The sequence below is a fragment of the Lysinibacillus sp. NPDC095746 genome (genome assembly GCF_044763535.1).
GTDB lineage: Bacteria > Bacillota > Bacilli > Bacillales_A > Planococcaceae > Lysinibacillus.
On sequence record NZ_JBIWGL010000031.1, the window covers coordinates 36320 to 53917 of the forward strand.

Consider the following 17598-nt stretch of genomic DNA (forward strand, 5'->3'; position numbering starts at 1 on the left):
CATAGAGTGGGGCTTCATGTATTCCATAAATTATTGCAATGAATTCGCCTGCATTTGATACATTTTTTCGTAAATGCCGCCCTGCGCTAATAATTCATCATGTGTACCACGCTCAACAATCTTACCTCGATCTAAGACAAGAATACGATCTGCATTTTTAATAGTAGAAAGTCGGTGAGCGATAATGAATGTTGTACGTCCTTTTTTTAGCACATCCATCGCATGCTGAATAATCTCCTCTGTTTCCGTATCTATATTAGAAGTAGCCTCATCTAAAATTAAAATAGCTGGGTCAAAGGCAAGCGCACGCGCAAAGGATATTAACTGACGCTGTCCAGATGACAGTGTGCTCCCCTTCTCAATAACAGGCTCATCATAGCCATTTGGCAAGTTCGCTAAAACACGCTCACCACCAACAGCTTTTAATGACGTTTCTATTTTTTCACGTGAAATTTTAGGATTATTCAGGCTAACGTTCGAAGCAATAGTGCCTGTAAATAAATATGGATCCTGTAGAACAATGCCCATATGTTCACGCATTGTTTGGCGAGGAACCGAAGTGATATCAATTCCATCAATCGTAATTTTCCCTTTAGAAGGGTCATAGAAACGGAACAATAAGTTCATAATAGAACTTTTACCAGATCCTGTATGACCTACTAAGGCAATGGTTTCACCTTGGTGTGCTTCAAATGACAGGTTTTTCAATACGTATTCATCATTTTTATAAGCAAAGGAAACATCTTCGAACACCACATTCCCTTTATATCTAGGTAAACTTTTTTCAGATACTGGTTCCCCGTTAATATCTAACACCTCAAAGACACGCTTTCCTGCAACAAGTGAGCGTTCAAGCTGAGAAAATTGATTGACAATATTCGTTATCGGATTAAATAATCGCGTTAAATAATCAACAAAGGCATATAATGTCCCCGCAGAAATAACTTCCGTTGCTGTAAATGACTGTGTACCAAAGTAAAAAATAAAGATTGTAAACATAAGAAGTCTTAATGTATTAACAAGGTTGAAGGAAGTTGCAGAATCGAGGAAAAGCAACTTGCGCTCATATGCATAATGCTCATTATTCATGTCATCAAATTCCTTCGTCATTTGCTGCTCACGACGGAATGCTTGAATAATCGTCATCCCTTGAATTGACTCATTAATCATTGCGTTAATATCGGCAATTTTCGTTCTAATAACATCATTATATTTCGAAGCAACTTTACGGTATAAAATCATCCATAAATAAACGACTGGTACCATAGCCAGTGCTAGGAATGCCATTTTCCAATTTAAAATGAAGAGTGCGATATAAACACCCACAATAGAAATTAAACTTGTAACGAAGTTTGAAAGTACTTGAACGTATAAATTACGAACAGCCTCCGTATCATTCGTGACACGGGCAACAATTTTCCCTGCTGGTAAATTATCGAAGTACTGAATTGGCAATGTTTGAATATGCCCAAATACATCTTTACGTAATTTTTGTACAACACGGTTAGCACCCATTTGTAAATAGATATACATAAAATAGCGTAATACAGCTGTAGCTATTGCTAAAAGTAAATAGACAACTAATAACCAAGTAATTGGTTTAAATTCAATGCGGCCAATTGTCATGTAATTATCAATAATATGCTTCGCAATAAACGGCCCAACAAGCTCCGTAAAAACGGCGATTGTCAAGAAAAATAATCCAAGTAGTATCGGTTTTTTAAAATACATGGCATAGCGTGTTAAACGTTGACTCGTACTCATGAGGCACCTCCTTCTAGCTGCTGACGGTCAAATTGCTCTTTATACCATCCTTGTAGTGAAAGAAGGTGCTCATGTGTTCCCTGCTCTACAATTTGACCTTCGTCTAGCACGATGATTAAATCGGCGTGCTGAATTCCTGATAAACGATGTGTTGTAATAATGGTCGTTTTGTCTTGACGTTCTCGCTGTATATTCTCAATAATTTTTGCCTCTGTTTTGGCGTCTACAGCAGAAAGCGAGTCATCAAGCATTAAAATTTCAGGGTCTTTAATAAGAGCACGCGCAATGGAAACACGTTGCTTTTGACCACCTGAAAGAGATACACCCTTTTCACCAACAAGGGTCTCTAAGCCCATTGGTAAATTTTCTAAATCCCTTTCAAAGTATGCTGCACGAACCGCCTGCTGCAATTCAGACTGTGTAGCATCCTCTTTCCCAAATAAAATATTTTCACGAATAGTACGTGAGAATAGAACATGATCCTGTGGAACATAACCAATCCAGTCGAGTAACTGCTCCTTCGTTTGGGCAGTAATATCGACTCCATCAATCGATAGCTGTCCTTCACCGATTGGATACTCGCGTAATAATTGTCGTAGGAAGGTCGTTTTACCCGCTCCTGTTTTACCTACAATGCCAAGTGTTTGCCCCTTTTTCAACGACAGCGAAATTTGCTGAAGATTTTTCACCTGGCTCATTGGATATTGGAATGTTAAATCATCAAAGCCAATCGCATTTGGTGTTGAAATCATTTGAGGATTTGCAATATTTTGAACATCCATCTCGTAGTTTAACGTTTCCTGTACACGATCAAGTGAAGCGTTACCTTGCTGCATCACATTGATAAGTTCCCCAATTGCAAATATTGGCCAAACTGCTAGCCCCAAGTAAACATTAAACGTTACAAGCTGCCCAACTGTCATAGCCTCAGTCGCTACTAAATGAGCACCGTAGCCAAGCGCTATAACATAACTAATCCCAGTACCGACCTTTGTAATCGGTCCAAACAAGGCGTTAATTTTTGCAGTATGCATATTTTTTTCATACACAATCTCGCTCATCTCTGCAAAATTTGTTTCATCCTTTTTTTCTTGTACGTATGCCCGTACAACTCTCACTCCTGCCACCGACTCTAGAACACTATCATTCAGCTCTCCAAAAACATCCTGCGCCTTCATATAGCGTTCATGCACAATCTTCCCTAAATATTGAATAAGGATGGCCATAATTGGTACTGGCAGCATTGCAAAAAAAGTAAGCTTCCACGAAATCATAAAACCCATGGCGAAAATAATAAAGCCCATGTAAATTGTGGAATCAATCAATGTCATAATCCCGAATCCAGCAGTTAGCGACACAGCGTTTAAATCATTGGTCGCACGGGCCATTAAATCCCCAGTACGATTTTTTTCATAAAAAGTTGGTGTCATACGCAAAAAATGCTGCATAAGGTTGCGGCGTAAAATTTTCTCTAAGTTAATAGCCCCTTCAAATAATCTGAATTGCCACACAAAATTTAGGGCATAACCCCCAACAATGATACACAGGAAAATCAAAATATACTTCGTTAATAGAGCTGGTGTCATTTCACCAGCAGTCAATATATCAATAATTGACCCTAGTAAATATGGTGGAACAACTTCTAAGCCACTCGCAATCATTAATAGCGTAACGGCTATTGTATATTGCTTCCAGTATTTCTTGAAAAACCAGCTTAATTTACTTAAAACATCAAACATACGTTATAACCTTCTTTCTCAAGTGCTGTTAAAACTTTGCTACCCACTCTCCATAAATTTCTTGATGAAAATCATTTTTTGTCCTTTGTTTCGCATACACATACACTCCTTTTTTATGATCACTACAACCCTTTTTTGCCACAAAAAAAGACACATACCCCAAAAAAAGAGCATGTGTCTCTTCATAAAAGGCAAGGAGTTACCATGCCATTTATTTGCAACGCAAAATAAAAATGTTAGAAGACATGGACAATGTATGCAGTTGTACTTTGATATGATACTGGTAAAATTAACATCGTCATGCCCTCCTTTACTTAAGATTGATATAGTGTTATTGAAGATTATCATACTTTAGAAATATTTGTCAACTAACTTGCTGGTATTTTTTCTGTTTTTTAGAAAAAAATTAACGCTTTAAAGCGATGAATTGCTAAAATCCTAAAATGTAACACAAAAATCTATAACTTTTTGTCTTGACTTTAACGCTGCGTAAACCTTTATGGTTAGTTTGTATGAACCTAAAGGAGGAAATAGACATGAATGAATTTTATCAAATGCCCTTATTTGTAAAGCTAAAAGTAAAAGATATTGAAAAGTCAAAAGAATGGTATGGAAATGTACTAAATTTCAATTCAGTATTTGATTTTCCAGATGCTAACGGAACAACTTCAATGACACATTTAAGAGGCGCAAAGTACCAAGATTTGATGTTATTACAGGATGAAGAAGTCAACACTAGTGACTCAGTCATTATTAATTTATTTTCTAGTGATATTCATAGTATTTATCAAGCTGCACTGGAAAATGAAACAAATATCATTCAAAAACCGACAGTTCAACCATGGAATGCAAAAGAATTAACTTTAGAAGATCCAAATGGATATGTTTTTACAATAACGGAAAGTGTCGATTCCAATAAAGACTTTGATACTGTCATTGACAATGTTAAAGGTCAATTATAGTAATAAAAATTATGATTTGTTTGCAACAGCAAAAACACGTTATCTGTTACACTACTTGTGTTAAATAGCTGGCAGAGTGATAAAAAGAATCCAGTTCAAAAAAAACGGTAAGTAGTGTCCTTAATTTTTCACAAAATACGATTACAAAATTTTCAATTCTGGACCCTAAACGAACAAATCTAGTTCGAGAGGGGCTTCCAGCAATTGATCGGAATAATTTTTAGATTTTCGCCTAACTTTTTAATTTATCACCTAACTTTAATTTATCGCCCATCCTCCCCAAAAAAATTAAAGAATAGTAAACACCGAGACTGTCCCCTGCTTTCCATTAAGGGTGTAAAAATGCCATTCCCTTCGCTCACGCCAACATCCATCGGTGCAAGTTGAATATAAGAGACTCGAGCGTCAAACTTAAACATCAATTATTGTTTTGAACTTTATAGTGTGCTTTTGAAGGCACCAGCTCTATTGTAATAATTATTTTTGTATTATTGTGTTTTCCGTCGACGGAGATTTCAATTGAACGATGTAATCGTATTTGAAACAATAATTTTGCTATGATATAGGGACTTTACCTGAAGTATTTTGGAACGTAAAACGGTGATCTTTTTGAATCTAACTGGTAGAAATATATCTAAAATAGTGTGCACATGATACACTTTTCAATATAGACATTTTAGTAAGGGGTCTTTACTGTGAAATCATTTTTAGCTGTTGGAATTGGCGGATTTTTGGGTGCCATCTGTCGATATAGCCTTGGCCAAGCACTTTCAAATAACGGTGGTTTTCCATTTGCGACACTTTGTATGAACTTAATTGGCTGCTTTTGTTTAGCGTGGCTATTTACAATGTTTACAAAGAGAACGCCTGTTATTATAGGAATTGGTACTGGCTTTTTTGGTGCCTTTACAACCTTTTCGACATTTTCTTTAGAAACACTATTGCTTTTGCAGGATAGTAAATGGCTACAAGCCGTTCTTTATATATTAGTAAGTGTTTTTGGCGGTTTAGCTTGTGCATGGCTAGGATTTAAACTAGCAAAGGGGCGCATCGTATGATAATTATTGGTATCGGTGGACTTTTAGGTGCACTAACACGATTTTATCTAGGAAAATTGATTGTCCATACATACCCATGGGCAACATTTTTTATTAATATAACAGGGTCTTTTGCGCTTGGCTTTTTATTTGCGCTACATCTAAGTGATTGGTTTTGGCATTTAATAGGGATTGGTTTTTTAGGAGCCTATACGACTTTTTCGACATTCGGTTTTGAATGTTTGACGCTCTTGGAGCAGCAAAAATGGAGACAAGCGATTGTTTATATAAGCACTACAGTTATATTCGGCTTATTTTTCGCTACACTTGGCTTTTACCTTGTATAGCCGCATTTTTAAAAAACTAGAGGTGATTTTTTGACACAGCCATCCATTGAACAATTACAAGCGCTTGAAGCTGACATTGAACAAACACTATATAGTTTAATCGACCTAGAACTAGAAGAAAACTTTCTAGAAATGAATACACGCTTTGCACAATTACTTGCAAAGGTACAGGCGGTACAATTAATTGATTATAAGCTTGACGTCCTCGTTGACCCTCAAGCATTTGCAACAGAAACATGTACTCTACTACAAAGTTTAATAGAGGCCAAGGCTAGACCACAAAAAAGACAACGACTTCTAACACATCGTATGATTTTAAAAATATGGTTGCGTAAAAACCAACGCTTTATGACGGAATTTTTACCACAAATGTTTTAAGCGCCCTTTGCTGTCCCAGGGGCGCTTCCTTTTAAAGTTGCAATTGCTGCAACACTTCTTTTATTCCCTACAACTGTTAAATCGAGGTGCTCTAAGCATATTACGGATATTTTCCTCAAAAACTTTTCAGAATATAGCTTTAAAATAAAAATCAAATAAAAATATGTTGCAAAAATTGAATTTTTATTTTAATATTTATTATTGTGAAAAAAATAATATTTTGCTTCTTATCAAGAGAGATGGAGGGACTGGCCCGATGAAATCTCGGCAGCGGAACTTATGATTTAAGTTACTGTGCCAAATCCAGCAGGCAAAGGCTTGATAGATAAGAGGAGTGTTTTATAGATATAAGGCCTCTTCTTGTTAGTACAAGAAGAGGCCTTTTTTTCGTAAAAAGAATGGACAAAAGACGTGTCCAATTTTATTTTTGGAGGTAGACATGAAGAAAGAGAATCCATGGGCGCTAATCCCATTTGTTGTGTTTTTGATTTTATTTATTGGCTCAGGGGTTATTACAGGTGATTTTTACGCCTTTCCTGTCATTGTAGCCATTTCCATTTCAGGCGCTGTCGCTTTAGCGATGAATCGACAAGAATCGTTTGCGCAAAAGGTTGATATTTTTTGCAAAGGCGCAGGAAATTTAAATGTCATGCTAATGGTTGTTATTTTTCTTTTGGCTGGGGCCTTTTCATCGGTAGCAAAAGGCATGGGGGCAGTGGATTCCACTGTAAACTTTGCTTTATCGGTCGTTCCGCCAAATCTGCTTGTTGTAGGCTTATTCATCATTGCCTGCTTTATCTCCCTATCAATGGGGACATCAGTGGGAACGATTGTTGCGCTAGCGCCCATTGGAGTTGGCATAAGCGAGCATATCGAGCTTTCCATGGCTTTAGTAATGGCAGCGATTGTTGGTGGTTCGATGTTTGGCGATAATTTATCTTTTATTTCAGATACAACCATTACTGCCGTTCGTTCACAAGGTGCACAAATGAAGGATAAATTTAAGGTAAATTTTTGGATTGTCTTGCCGGCAGCTATTGTAACGAGTCTTATTTTAGGGTTCATTACAATGGGTGAAACTGCGCAAGTGGAGCATTTAAGCTATAATTGGGTAAAAATTGTTCCCTATATTTTGGTCATTATTTTAGCGTTAGCTGGAATGAATGTTTTCCTTGTTCTAGCATCTGGGATTGTTCTTGCCGGGGCTGTTGGCTTAGCGGATGGCAGCTATCATTTAATGAGCCTTTTTCAAAAGATCGGCGAAGGAATGGCAGGCATGTATGAAATGGCATTCCTTGCGATATTAATAGCTGGAATGGTGGAAGTTATAAAGTATAACGGTGGGATTGACTTTCTACTTCACCTTGCAACAAAAAGGATTAAATCGAAAAAAGGTGCTGAATTTGGTATTGCCGGTCTTGTAGGCCTAACTAATTTATCGACGGCCAATAATACGATTGCTATTTTAATTGCTGGTCCGCTTGCAAAAAATATTGCGGAACAGTATGAGATTGAGCCAAGAAAGTCCGCAAGTATATTAGATATTTTCTCCTGTACGATTCAAGGCCTCCTACCATACGGAGCCCAATTCCTGGCAGCCGCAAGTGTAGCCGGAATTTCACCAGTGAGCATGTTGCAATACTCTTTCTATCCAGTCCTTATAGGAATTTGCGGAACCATCGCTATCCTCATCGGATACCCGAAAGGAAAGAAAGCCTGAGCTTCATACTTAAAAAACATTAATTTACCACTAAATTACTCCAATTGTTTTGCAAGAAATAATCAAAACAATTGGATTTTTTATTGTGATAAGATATTACTTAAAAATTACAAATTACACTTTCTCACTAGTTATTTCGAAACGTCTATATTTGACCATAAATCCAATTCCAAGAATAGGCCCAATCGCTAATATTGTAAAAACCCACTCCCAACCAATAATCCCCTGTATAATCGGGCTTAGGTTTATTGAAAATATAGTAAGTAAGAAACCAATACACATTTGAAAAGTAAGGGCTGTACCTACATAATCAACCTCGGCTATTTCTGAAACTGCAGCTGAAAATTGGGCGGAATCAGCTATGATAGACATCCCCCAAATCATGGAGATTATTAACGTTAACCAAATATACTGCCCAAATGTAAAACCTATTACTAGCGAACAGATAGCACTAATAAACATAGAAATAATCGTTAAATTGGCTCTTCCGATTTTATCCGAGATTAGTCCCCCTATCACACAACCAATCCCTCCAGCAATTCCTATTGAAATAAAGGAGGATAATGCAATAAACCAATGAGGAATTTCTGGTGAATAAGTTAAGAAACTAGCTGTCAAAAAAGCTGGAAGCCATGTCCACATCGCATACAATTCCCACATATGCCCGAAATAACCGTAGTTCGCAAGCATTACTGGTTTATTCAAAATAACTTTTTTTATTAACTTGAAGGAGAAAGGCGATTTATTAGGTACAATTGGGGCATCTTCTAAAATATAAGTTATTATTATAGCCGATAATAAAGCCAATCCTGAAGTACTAATTATCACGAGTTTCCAATTTAACGAAGAGAAAAACATAACTACAAAATGTGGTAATGATGATCCTAATGTTAATGCAGCTATTAAGACTCCGATTGCAAACCCACGTTTTTGTGGAAACCATTGTGATAAAATTTTTACTGCTATTGGATAAACACCTGCAAGAGTTATACCCGTTAAAATTCTAAGTAGAATACCTAAAAAAGCGTAATGGACTAGAATTAGTAAGACATTTAATATTGCGCCTAGAAAAACTGAAATCGCAAAAATCTTTCGGCAATTAAAGCGGTCCGCAACCCCAAAATAGGAACTAAACAATGATCCTATTACAAAGCCAATAGGAATAGCAGCCGAAAGCCAAGCTTCTGAATTGGAGCTAAGGTTCCAAATTTCAATTAATTCGGGTGCAATCACTGATGCACTAAACCATAAGCTTAATGCACATAATTCTGATAATCCAATCCATACCAATGCTCTCCAAGAACCTTGAATCATATTATCCCCCCAAAAATAAATCCGAATCTGCTGCGAGTTCACATAAAGTAACTGTTTTAATTAGTCACGAGCGAAGTTAAGTATCAGGGTAAAGTTCTGATATACGCAAAGCGAAAAGAGTTAACCTTCCAAAAAACAAAATCATTCTTTGATCTATAAAAAAAGGTAGATTGTCAAAACTATTGACTATCCCTTGAATAAATAATACCAAATACAGGATAAAATTCCTTCATAAATCTTATTATCGATAAAAGAAAAAAATCTACTATTATCTCATATTGAAATAATAGTAGATTCTCATATTTTATACTATTAGTTATTTAAAGCCTGCACCTCTACTGTTTGATGTTAGTAACCACCACTTACTTAATTGTCATGTTTACCTCTACCATCCATAGCATTATCAAATGGTGTATACGTCATAGTAGGTACTTTCTTTTTCACAAAAACGCGATATATTGCCCGAACCAAAATGCTTGAAAAAATCAGACTTACAATAAGCGCTATGCTATTCCCAATATTCATGCCATCATCCTATCCTTTCGTTATGGTTTTTCTACTTTGCAAGTGTACTACCAATTAATGTAGGCAACTGTACGATTATATTGTCATCAAATATTGGACATGCCCAGATTGTAAACATAATGATCTTAAATTTTAAATGTAATTAAATATCTATATTCTAATGGTCTACATATTATACTTCGACATTAAGTAAATTTTCCCTGTCGTTTAGTGTTCGTAGCACTATGATCTCGCGCATAAAACATCCTGTTGGACCAAGCGGCCATCGAACACCCTAGTTGTAACGGTAATCCCTCCATTTTGTATTTCATTGACATACTAATTTTCAAACAACATGAAAAAACAGCTGATAAGCTTCAGCTGTTCGTTCTTTATATATGCTTGGATTTTAAGCGTAGGTTTTTCCACATATGATAGTAAACTCCACCAGAAGTCATTACTGCTGGAACAGTAAAAATAAAGGAATATATAAATCCTTGGTCTGCAATGTGTTGAATTGTTCCAATAGTAAATGTCATAATTACCCACAAAACCATCGTTATAGTAAGAGCAATAGATGCTGCTAGGTTTACAGGCTTTGCAAGACGTGCTAATTTATCAATAGAAGACTCAGCGTCACTATAAATGGGTGTAGTTTCTGGTGCTGCCTTAAAAATATGCATATCAGTACTAGAACAAACATGTGTCCAGCCACCATAAGCAAATAACTCAAAATACTCCTCTTCTTCACTCTTCGATAATTTACGATAATCAATACTAAAAATGACGTCTTGTGGTTCACCCTTCTCTAGACCATAGCCCGCACATCGAAATCTTTTTAAATGCCAACCTTTTGCAGCTTTTTCACTTAATTTTTTCATATCGCGCTCCTCAGAAAAAGCTAAACCATATGATGCCATATATCTTTTATTTCGCACTATTTTTGCCCCCTTTGTAGTCCCTGCTCTGCCAACTGAATCATGACCTTTCTTCTTTCAATATCTTCAAGCAATATATCTCGACCTTTATCCGTTAAGACATAGACCTTTCTCCGAGAATCCGAATCATCATGTAGCTGAATAAGTCGTTCAGCTAATAGTTTTTTAATAATTGTATAAAGGGATGCAGGACCAATTACGAAAGTACCCTTTGTTGTCTCCTCTATTAAACTCATGACCGCATAGCCATGTCGAGGCTCCGTTAAGGCAGCCATAATATAAAAAACAGAATCAGTTAACTGCTCTAATGATTTCATTGTCTACACCTCCAATATATCACAAAACGATATATCATTAAATAATATATCACTTTATGATATATTGAGCAACTCTATAAAAAATCCCCTCAAAAGTCGATACTTAGAGGGGATCAATAATTCTTCGCTCTTTAATTTTCACTAAATTAGGCGATTCCAACGTAGCTGATATCTGAACATTTCTTTTTTCGTGTCCTTATTGAACAACAAAAACTTATTGCTAATCACATAGTAGTTCTCTAAAGTACGAATCAGCCGGATTTTTTTGCTCAGCGTTAACAACACCTATATTTTCTTCCCAAATAATGCGATGGTTTTTCATATCATTTGATAATACGATACTATCTACACTTTCTCGCTTCGTTTGTCGATAAGATACATTGGCTTGTTGTTGCAGATCAACATCTAATTTTTCATAGTCCTCCAACGCTTGATTGTACGAAGCTTTGGCGCTGACGCTTCGCTTTCGCGCAAAAAAACAATAAAGCTGTCGTCTTTCTTTCGCTACGGATAAATTGCCATAGGACATGGCGTTCGATTTACATTATGAAAGAATAATCTTTTATGACTGTACAAATTTCCACATTGTACTGCATATACCATTTTTCTTTTCCGAATTGCTGTGCTACTAGATGTTTTGAATTGGCTTTCCATGCCTGAATGGCCTCTAGTGATTCCCAATAGGATACAGTAATGCCTTTCCCTTCTGCATTTCTGACACTTTCTACACGGTGAAAACCAGGCTGTTTTTGTGCTAGTTTATCCATCATTTCTGCCATCTTGGCATAGCCTTCTCCATCCTCGTCCGTTCTTTGTGATGTGAAAATTACGGCATAATATGTTTTCATAGCTATTTACTACCACCTTTTTATGTATTATTGTAAACGATATATACTGAATCGAAATATGGAATGTAGAAAGGACTGTGACAAATGGGTATTAATCCAAACATGGCTGAAATCGCTTCGCTTCTAGGGGAAACTTCAAGAGCTACGATGCTTGCTAGTATGATGGATGGTCGTTTTCACACTGCCAGTGAATTAGCTTATATGGCAGCTATTAAGCCCCAGACTGCTAGCTTTCATCTTGCAAAGTTAGTAGATGGTAAACTTGTGAAAGTAGAGAAGCAAGGTCGTCATCGATATTTTCAGTTAGCGGACGAAGAAATTGCTCATTTTCTCGAATCTTTCTTAGCGATTTCTCCTCCCCCTGAAGTTCGTTCTTTAAAACAATCTAGCCAAATGAAATTATTACAGGATGCAAGAACCTGCTATGACCATTTAGCTGGTAAACTAGGCGTTCAATTAACAGACTTTTTGCTTAACGCAGGCTATCTAAAGCGAGAAGAAAAGCAGTTTCTTATAACATCTGAAGGTGCACAATTTTTTACGGATTTCGGTCTTAATTTAGATGAATTAAAAAGAAAGCGTCGATCATTTTCCCCTGCATGTTTGGATTGGAGTGAACGCCGTTATCATCTAGCTGGTGCTCTTGGTCAGGGGATCCTTGCCCATTTATTAAATTTGGGATGGGTGGCTCGTGTCCCGTCTATTCGTGCCATTAAAGTGACTGAAAAAGGAAGGGCTGGCTTTAAAGAAGTTTTTCAGTTAGATGTTTAAACTAGCACAAAGCTTTGCCTTCTTTCCGCGGACAAACTATACTTGACGCTCCGCGGATATTTTTCTTGGGTAAGCCGTAAAGTTGCGATTCACTAAATAAATACCAGCAATAATAAACAGCCCTCCTACGATTAACGATGGTTTTAATGGTTCATTCAATAATAGCCAGCCTGTTATCACACCGAAAAAAGGAGCTAAAAACAAAAAGGCACTCGTTTTTCCAGGATCACTATGTTGTAAAAGATAATACCAGCCGGCAAATTGAACAATTGACGAGAAAATGCTAAGCCATAATAAAATGAATACTGAATGAACATTCACAGTAAAAAATGGATGTTCGAATACGAAACTTGCCATTAAAAGTAGTAAACCACCAAAAAGCATTTGATAGGCTGATAGCACCCATGTATCCAATAAAACACCCCATTTTTTAGCCAGTAATGTTGCAATTGCCCAAAAAATAGCTGAAAGAATACCAAAAAGAATGCCGACTTTTCCTCCGATCTGCATACCCATTGTAATCGTAACACCCATTAACCCCAAGAAAACACCACACCATTGATACAATCGGTAACGAGCTTTCGTAAATATTGTAGCAAATATGACGACAAATAACGGATTCGTAAATGTTAGAATAGAAGATTCACTTGCCGTAATTGTCCGCAAGCTTAAAAAAATACAGCCCATTACACCCGTAGTTTGAAACGCCCCTATCGTTAAAATTTTCATCCAGCCTTCTTTTGAAGTGGGATGTGGTCTTTTTATCGCTAATACGACGACAGCCATCAAAATCCCTGCCAGTATAAAGCGGAGTGCAGCCAATAACAGTGGAGATGCATAAGGCAATCCCAATTTAACAATAGCAAACGAAGATCCCATTAAAAATGTCGTTAAAACTAACAATGCTGCAAATTTATAAATATTCATTATTTGTCCTCCTATTTCTATATTTAAGGACATTATAGATAGGAAAAACTACAACTCTTATCGAAGTATGAAATACATATAACGGAGGAAGTAACTTTTTCAGTTTCATTTCATTTTTAATGCGTATACTTAGTTGAATATAGGTACTAGGAGGAAGCTGCCTTGAAAATATTACTAGCAGAAGATGATGCACGATTAAGAAGAAATATCGTTCATATTCTAAAGAAAGAATTTCACAATGTGACAGAAGCGGAGAACGGTCTGGAAGCGCTAGACCATACGCTTACAGAGCAATACGATCTTGTTATTTTAGATTGGATGATGCCGAACCTTAGTGGAATTCAAGTGTGTCAGCAGTTACGAAATACAGGATTCAATAATAGTATTTTAATGCTAACAGCGAAGGACGACACAGAGGACATCATTAAAGGACTTGATAGTGGCGCAGATGATTACATAGTAAAGCCATTTAAAATAGAGGAATTGTTAGCAAGAATTCGTGCATTATTACGAAGAAAAGATAAAGTAATAGAACAGGTCATCCAAATAGATCAATTACAGCTGAATGTAGATTCCCGTGTGTTTTTGTACAATAATGAAAGTATAGATCTAACAAAAAACGAATTTTTACTGTTAGAATATTTATTTATCAATAAAGGTCGTGTACTAACGAGAGAACAAATTTGCATTTATATTTGGGGCTACGATTACGATGTTTCGAATAATTCCTTAGATGCTTTAGTCAAGCTTGTTCGAAAAAAAATTGATGATGGCCAATCCAAATCACGTATTCAAAATGTTAGAGGGATTGGTTATAAACTGAGGGAAGACTAATGTTTCATAAAACGAAAAAAAAATTATCCTTTTTGTATGCAACGCTTTATTTTTTGCTATTTTCACTATTCGTTATTGTTCTATACTTTTCCCTCGCAAAATTAATGGAAAATCAACAAATAAACGAATTAGAAGATTTTTATGTACAGCAAGAGCACGATTTCTTTGAACATGTACATGCCAATACTAAAACTTTAAGTTACGATCCAAATCGCAGTTTTTTTTACTATATTTACACAAAGGATCATAAGTTTGTTCATGGTGATGAATCTTACAAGGGACTGAAAAATCAGATTGAAAAAACGTTTGGCGATAGAAATCCAGGTGAGGACCTCGTACAGCATTATGAATGGCAAGATGAGCATTTTCTACTTCTAAAAAAGCCAATTTTTAACGATGATATGGTAGCTGGTTATATAATCGTTGGTAAATCTATGACGTCACAGCATCATTTTTTTCAAATGACAAAGTATTTACTAATGCTATTAACTTGTATTTCAACGGTCTTAATCGGTCTACTTTCCTATTATTTGGCTGGGAAAGCGATGGTACCTATTCAATGGTCGTTCGATAAACAAAAAAAATTCGTATCCGATGCATCCCATGAATTACGAACACCATTAAGTATTTTTTATAGTTCACTTGAAATTTTAGAAGTAGAAGAAGCAAAGCAATTAAGCCCTTTTGGAAAAGAATTAATTACGGATTTAAAAGATGAATCTGAAATAATGAAAGAGCTCATAGATAAAATGTTATTCTTAGCAAGACATGATCAGCAACAAATTTCCATTCGAAAAGAAATCATACCATTATCAACTTTACTCAAAAAAGTGGGCACGAAATTCCAAAGGATTATGCCTCCTGACATCCAGTTTTCTACTGAAATCCAAGAAAACATCGAGCTACCTGGTGATGCTTCAAAAATACAAGAACTACTCTATATTCTTTTAGACAATGCGATTAGATATACAAATAGTGGAGCAATAACACTGACGCTTTTTAAAAAAAGAGATTCTGTAAAAATTACTGTTGCTGATAGCGGCATTGGTATGACTGAACAGGAATTGCCTTTAGTGTTTGAGCGATTCTACCGAAGTGATGCTGCGCGTCAACGAAATGGCACTGGTTTAGGTCTTGCCATAGCAAAAGCAATAGTGGAGCAACATGATGGGAAAATTTACGCGACAAGTAAAGTAGGTAAAGGCACTATATTTCATATTGAATTCCCTATATAACATAAAGGAAGCGCTGCTTTTTAAAATGGCACCGCTTCCTGTTAACTTCTTTTATCAATCTGTTTCTGTAGCGAAAGCAAAACGTCAGCAGCAAATGTTTTCTGAGCGAAAGCGAAGCGTCAGCTACAATTATGCCGAGGCATAATGGATTTATTGTTGTGACGTTGAAATATTTACTCTTTTCATGAGCTGACTTACTGTTCTCGCTACAAGCACTAACATCGTCATCCCCCCCGAAACCACATAAAACATAATAACCAACTTATTTTCTGTATCCGTTCCAATTAGCACTCCATAAACGAGTGATAATAACCATGCTGGTAACACAAGAAAGTGAAGTTTTTTCCATAAGGAGCGATTCATTGTACGAATCCATAAATCCGATGTCATTATGACCATTAAAAACAAATAAAATGCTATTGTTCCAAGTGCCGATGGTAGAGACTGATAGTTAGCTGAGAATGGAATTAAAATTCCTAGTATACTATACGGCTCATATTGATCGATTAAAAGCACTAACATATGTGCTATTACGGTGATTAATCCTAGCCATCCCGCATTTTGATGTATATGATATATTAAATTTTTATAGGATTTGACAAATGATGATTTTCTCAATAACCCAAATATAATGGAAATTGTAAAGTAAAAATACGCTAAAAACCCTAATAATCGAATCCATTCCCACGTACTGATGATCATCTATTTCACCCCCGTCATTCTCCAGTTTGCTACTTGCCCTTCTTTAACAATGAAACGGGCACTATGTTGACAATTATTTTCGAACCATTGCTGCAATTCACTTTCATCCATAAGAAAGCACAGTTTGGCACCAACCTCTGCATCACATAAAGAGGTCGTTACGACTGAAGCTTGTAATACCTCAGTATTTGCAATTTCACCTGTTTGTCCGTTTAATAAATGATGCTTCTTCCGTGTTCCTTGCGTCCAGCTTCGATAAACTCGATTAGATGTAGCGATGGCACCTGTTTTCATCCTAATCGAGCTAATTTCCTTGTCGATATCCCAGGCATCTGCAACACCGATTGTCCAAGTCTTGTCCCCAGAAGACCACATTTTCATGTCCCCTCCCCCGTCTATTAGTCCATAATCAGGAGATATCTCTTCTTCAAGCCAATTCGCCAATTTTTCAATGGCATATCCTTTAGCAAATCCACCTAAATCAATTTCCTGCTGCGCTACCTTCATTACTTGCTCATCGCCTAAAAATTGAAATGGTTGATCTGCAATCAGAGGTTTGTTTTGAAATGCCTTGCTGTTTGCTGCATTAAATGGAAAAGATTGATTGTAGCCATGCTGTTCTAATTGGCGTTTAAGATACGGTGAAAATAAACAATTAGAAAGTTGATAATATTGATCCGCTTGCATTAAACAATCATATAGTAACGAACTAATGCGTAACATTTCGCCAATTGCCAAATCATTTAGTTGTGCTAATTCATTATTCGATTGAAATCTTGACCATTCTTTTGCTACATATTGAAGCCATTTCTCAGCTTTTTCTTTCCATACGACATGAACACCTTTTGGCATAGCTAGATAAAATTCAGTATTCATTATTTGCAAAGTTAGTGTATCCACACGACCAACTCCATTAAGTTCTTTTCGTTTTGCGCTCGCTTTTGACAGCAGGCTGACTTGTAATTTCAAAGTTTGTCCAATCCAGCTGTACGAGTTCTTTTTCTTTCTTCGTCATATTTTTCTGATCTACTTCCTGAACATTATTTGTACGTCTAGTTTCGGCTTCTGTTGGACTGTTAATTTGGGTTAGTATCGCTGCAGATAAAAGTATCCCTGACGCCCCTAATACCCATTTTGCCTTTTTCGGATCTTTCATAGTACTTCCCCCTCGTATATTAGTAGTAAGAGCTCTTTCCGATAGAATTTCCAGTTGATCCGGACAACTGGGGATCTGTTGGGTTTCCTATAGGAGATAGTCGCC

General features: G+C 36.4%; 20 protein-coding genes and 1 riboswitch. Of the genes, 8 read left to right on the forward strand and 12 right to left on the reverse strand.

What is annotated here, in order from left to right; translation table 11 throughout:
- Positions 1 to 30: 30 nt before the first annotated feature.
- On the reverse strand, positions 31 to 1764 hold the full coding sequence (locus ACIQ7N_RS19380) for an ABC transporter ATP-binding protein (RefSeq protein ID WP_248716202.1): 1734 nt from the start codon (positions 1762 to 1764) through the stop codon (positions 31 to 33).
- Complete coding sequence (locus ACIQ7N_RS19385) at positions 1761 to 3503, reverse strand: ABC transporter ATP-binding protein (protein ID WP_402935186.1); 1743 nt, start codon at positions 3501 to 3503, stop codon at positions 1761 to 1763. The genes ACIQ7N_RS19380 and ACIQ7N_RS19385 overlap by 4 nt, the downstream gene beginning before the upstream one ends.
- Before the next feature lie 536 nt (positions 3504 to 4039).
- Between ACIQ7N_RS19385 and ACIQ7N_RS19390 the strand changes: the two genes are divergently transcribed.
- The 5 genes from ACIQ7N_RS19390 (at position 4040) to ACIQ7N_RS19410 (ending at position 7947) form a co-directional block, all read left to right on the forward strand.
- Positions 4040 to 4465: a VOC family protein gene (locus ACIQ7N_RS19390; RefSeq protein WP_402935189.1), complete on the forward strand. Its 426-nt coding sequence runs from the start codon at positions 4040 to 4042 to the stop codon at positions 4463 to 4465.
- A gap of 695 nt (positions 4466 to 5160) precedes the next feature.
- Complete coding sequence (gene crcB / locus ACIQ7N_RS19395) at positions 5161 to 5523, forward strand: fluoride efflux transporter CrcB (RefSeq protein WP_402935192.1); 363 nt, start codon at positions 5161 to 5163, stop codon at positions 5521 to 5523.
- Complete coding sequence (locus ACIQ7N_RS19400) at positions 5520 to 5849, forward strand: fluoride efflux transporter FluC (protein WP_402935195.1); 330 nt, start codon at positions 5520 to 5522, stop codon at positions 5847 to 5849. Before crcB ends, ACIQ7N_RS19400 begins: the two co-directional genes overlap by 4 nt.
- A gap of 30 nt (positions 5850 to 5879) precedes the next feature.
- Positions 5880 to 6227: a hypothetical protein gene (locus tag ACIQ7N_RS19405; RefSeq protein WP_402935198.1), complete on the forward strand. Its 348-nt coding sequence runs from the start codon at positions 5880 to 5882 to the stop codon at positions 6225 to 6227.
- A gap of 224 nt (positions 6228 to 6451) precedes the next feature.
- A riboswitch (SAM riboswitch) is annotated at positions 6452 to 6559 on the forward strand.
- A 107-nt stretch (positions 6560 to 6666) separates the two neighbouring features.
- Positions 6667 to 7947: a Na+/H+ antiporter NhaC family protein gene (locus ACIQ7N_RS19410; RefSeq protein ID WP_402935200.1), complete on the forward strand. Its 1281-nt coding sequence runs from the start codon at positions 6667 to 6669 to the stop codon at positions 7945 to 7947.
- A 114-nt stretch (positions 7948 to 8061) separates the two neighbouring features.
- On the opposite strand, the gene ACIQ7N_RS19415 is transcribed toward ACIQ7N_RS19410, so the two are convergent.
- The 6 genes from ACIQ7N_RS19415 to ACIQ7N_RS19440 all read right to left on the reverse strand — a co-directional run bounded on the left by ACIQ7N_RS19415 (position 8062) and on the right by ACIQ7N_RS19440 (position 11868).
- Positions 8062 to 9261: an MFS transporter gene (locus tag ACIQ7N_RS19415; protein ID WP_402935203.1), complete on the reverse strand. Its 1200-nt coding sequence runs from the start codon at positions 9259 to 9261 to the stop codon at positions 8062 to 8064.
- Positions 9262 to 9627: 366 nt separating this feature from the next.
- The gene (locus ACIQ7N_RS19420; RefSeq protein WP_369128053.1) at positions 9628 to 9786 is read right to left on the reverse strand and encodes a DUF3951 domain-containing protein; all 159 of its coding nucleotides are present in this window, start codon (positions 9784 to 9786) and stop codon (positions 9628 to 9630) included.
- Between the two features lie 371 nt (positions 9787 to 10157).
- Positions 10158 to 10703, reverse strand: coding sequence for a DUF2812 domain-containing protein (locus tag ACIQ7N_RS19425; RefSeq protein WP_402935206.1), 546 nt, complete (start codon positions 10701 to 10703; stop codon positions 10158 to 10160).
- Positions 10703 to 11020: a PadR family transcriptional regulator gene (locus ACIQ7N_RS19430; protein WP_274068724.1), complete on the reverse strand. Its 318-nt coding sequence runs from the start codon at positions 11018 to 11020 to the stop codon at positions 10703 to 10705. The genes ACIQ7N_RS19425 and ACIQ7N_RS19430 overlap by 1 nt, the downstream gene beginning before the upstream one ends.
- 220 nt (positions 11021 to 11240) lie before the next feature.
- Complete coding sequence (locus tag ACIQ7N_RS19435; protein WP_402935210.1) at positions 11241 to 11447, reverse strand: hypothetical protein; 207 nt, start codon at positions 11445 to 11447, stop codon at positions 11241 to 11243.
- 112 nt (positions 11448 to 11559) lie between these two features.
- Positions 11560 to 11868 (reverse strand): antibiotic biosynthesis monooxygenase family protein, encoded by a 309-nt coding sequence (locus tag ACIQ7N_RS19440; RefSeq protein ID WP_402935213.1) that lies wholly within the window; start codon positions 11866 to 11868, stop codon positions 11560 to 11562.
- Between the two features lie 84 nt (positions 11869 to 11952).
- Between ACIQ7N_RS19440 and ACIQ7N_RS19445 the strand changes: the two genes are divergently transcribed.
- Positions 11953 to 12639, forward strand: a complete 687-nt coding sequence (locus tag ACIQ7N_RS19445) for an ArsR/SmtB family transcription factor (RefSeq protein WP_402935216.1) — start codon at positions 11953 to 11955, stop codon at positions 12637 to 12639.
- Positions 12640 to 12675: 36 nt separating this feature from the next.
- On the opposite strand, the gene ACIQ7N_RS19450 is transcribed toward ACIQ7N_RS19445, so the two are convergent.
- A complete protein-coding gene (locus tag ACIQ7N_RS19450) occupies positions 12676 to 13566 on the reverse strand; it encodes a DMT family transporter (protein ID WP_402935219.1) in 891 nt (296 codons plus the stop codon).
- 162 nt (positions 13567 to 13728) lie between these two features.
- Here ACIQ7N_RS19450 and ACIQ7N_RS19455 point away from each other — a divergent pair, with 162 nt between their 5' ends.
- Positions 13729 to 14400: a response regulator transcription factor gene (locus ACIQ7N_RS19455; protein WP_402935222.1), complete on the forward strand. Its 672-nt coding sequence runs from the start codon at positions 13729 to 13731 to the stop codon at positions 14398 to 14400.
- Positions 14400 to 15635: a sensor histidine kinase gene (locus ACIQ7N_RS19460; RefSeq protein WP_402935225.1), complete on the forward strand. Its 1236-nt coding sequence runs from the start codon at positions 14400 to 14402 to the stop codon at positions 15633 to 15635. The genes ACIQ7N_RS19455 and ACIQ7N_RS19460 overlap by 1 nt, the downstream gene beginning before the upstream one ends.
- A 150-nt stretch (positions 15636 to 15785) precedes the next feature.
- On the opposite strand, the gene ACIQ7N_RS19465 is transcribed toward ACIQ7N_RS19460, so the two are convergent.
- From ACIQ7N_RS19465 to ACIQ7N_RS19475, 3 genes are read right to left on the reverse strand one after another with little or no spacing between them, the layout of a single operon-like run.
- A complete protein-coding gene (locus tag ACIQ7N_RS19465; protein WP_402935228.1) occupies positions 15786 to 16337 on the reverse strand; it encodes a ferric reductase-like transmembrane domain-containing protein in 552 nt (183 codons plus the stop codon).
- Positions 16338 to 17237: an FAD:protein FMN transferase gene (locus ACIQ7N_RS19470; protein WP_402935231.1), complete on the reverse strand. Its 900-nt coding sequence runs from the start codon at positions 17235 to 17237 to the stop codon at positions 16338 to 16340.
- A 13-nt stretch (positions 17238 to 17250) separates the two neighbouring features.
- Positions 17251 to 17493, reverse strand: a complete 243-nt coding sequence (locus ACIQ7N_RS19475) for a hypothetical protein (protein WP_248716221.1) — start codon at positions 17491 to 17493, stop codon at positions 17251 to 17253.
- Positions 17494 to 17598 lie beyond the last annotated feature (105 nt).

Bases quoted from the DNA above. Each gene is read 5' to 3' on its own strand.
- ACIQ7N_RS19380 (WP_248716202.1), bottom strand. From the start codon at position 1,764: ATGAGTACGAGTCAACGTTTAACACGCTATGCCATGTATTTTAAAAAA.
- ACIQ7N_RS19385 (WP_402935186.1), bottom strand. From the start codon at position 3,503: ATGTTTGATGTTTTAAGTAAATTAAGCTGGTTTTTCAAGAAATACTGG.
- ACIQ7N_RS19390 (WP_402935189.1), top strand. From the start codon at position 4,040: ATGAATGAATTTTATCAAATGCCCTTATTTGTAAAGCTAAAAGTAAAA.
- ACIQ7N_RS19400 (WP_402935195.1), top strand. From the start codon at position 5,520: ATGATAATTATTGGTATCGGTGGACTTTTAGGTGCACTAACACGATTT.
- ACIQ7N_RS19410 (WP_402935200.1), top strand. From the start codon at position 6,667: ATGAAGAAAGAGAATCCATGGGCGCTAATCCCATTTGTTGTGTTTTTG.
- ACIQ7N_RS19415 (WP_402935203.1), bottom strand. From the start codon at position 9,261: ATGATTCAAGGTTCTTGGAGAGCATTGGTATGGATTGGATTATCAGAA.
- ACIQ7N_RS19420 (WP_369128053.1), bottom strand. From the start codon at position 9,786: ATGAATATTGGGAATAGCATAGCGCTTATTGTAAGTCTGATTTTTTCA.
- ACIQ7N_RS19430 (WP_274068724.1), bottom strand. From the start codon at position 11,020: ATGAAATCATTAGAGCAGTTAACTGATTCTGTTTTTTATATTATGGCT.
- ACIQ7N_RS19440 (WP_402935213.1), bottom strand. From the start codon at position 11,868: ATGAAAACATATTATGCCGTAATTTTCACATCACAAAGAACGGACGAG.
- ACIQ7N_RS19445 (WP_402935216.1), top strand. From the start codon at position 11,953: ATGGGTATTAATCCAAACATGGCTGAAATCGCTTCGCTTCTAGGGGAA.
- ACIQ7N_RS19450 (WP_402935219.1), bottom strand. From the start codon at position 13,566: ATGAATATTTATAAATTTGCAGCATTGTTAGTTTTAACGACATTTTTA.
- ACIQ7N_RS19460 (WP_402935225.1), top strand. From the start codon at position 14,400: ATGTTTCATAAAACGAAAAAAAAATTATCCTTTTTGTATGCAACGCTT.
- ACIQ7N_RS19465 (WP_402935228.1), bottom strand. From the start codon at position 16,337: ATGATCATCAGTACGTGGGAATGGATTCGATTATTAGGGTTTTTAGCG.
- ACIQ7N_RS19475 (WP_248716221.1), bottom strand. From the start codon at position 17,493: ATGAAAGATCCGAAAAAGGCAAAATGGGTATTAGGGGCGTCAGGGATA.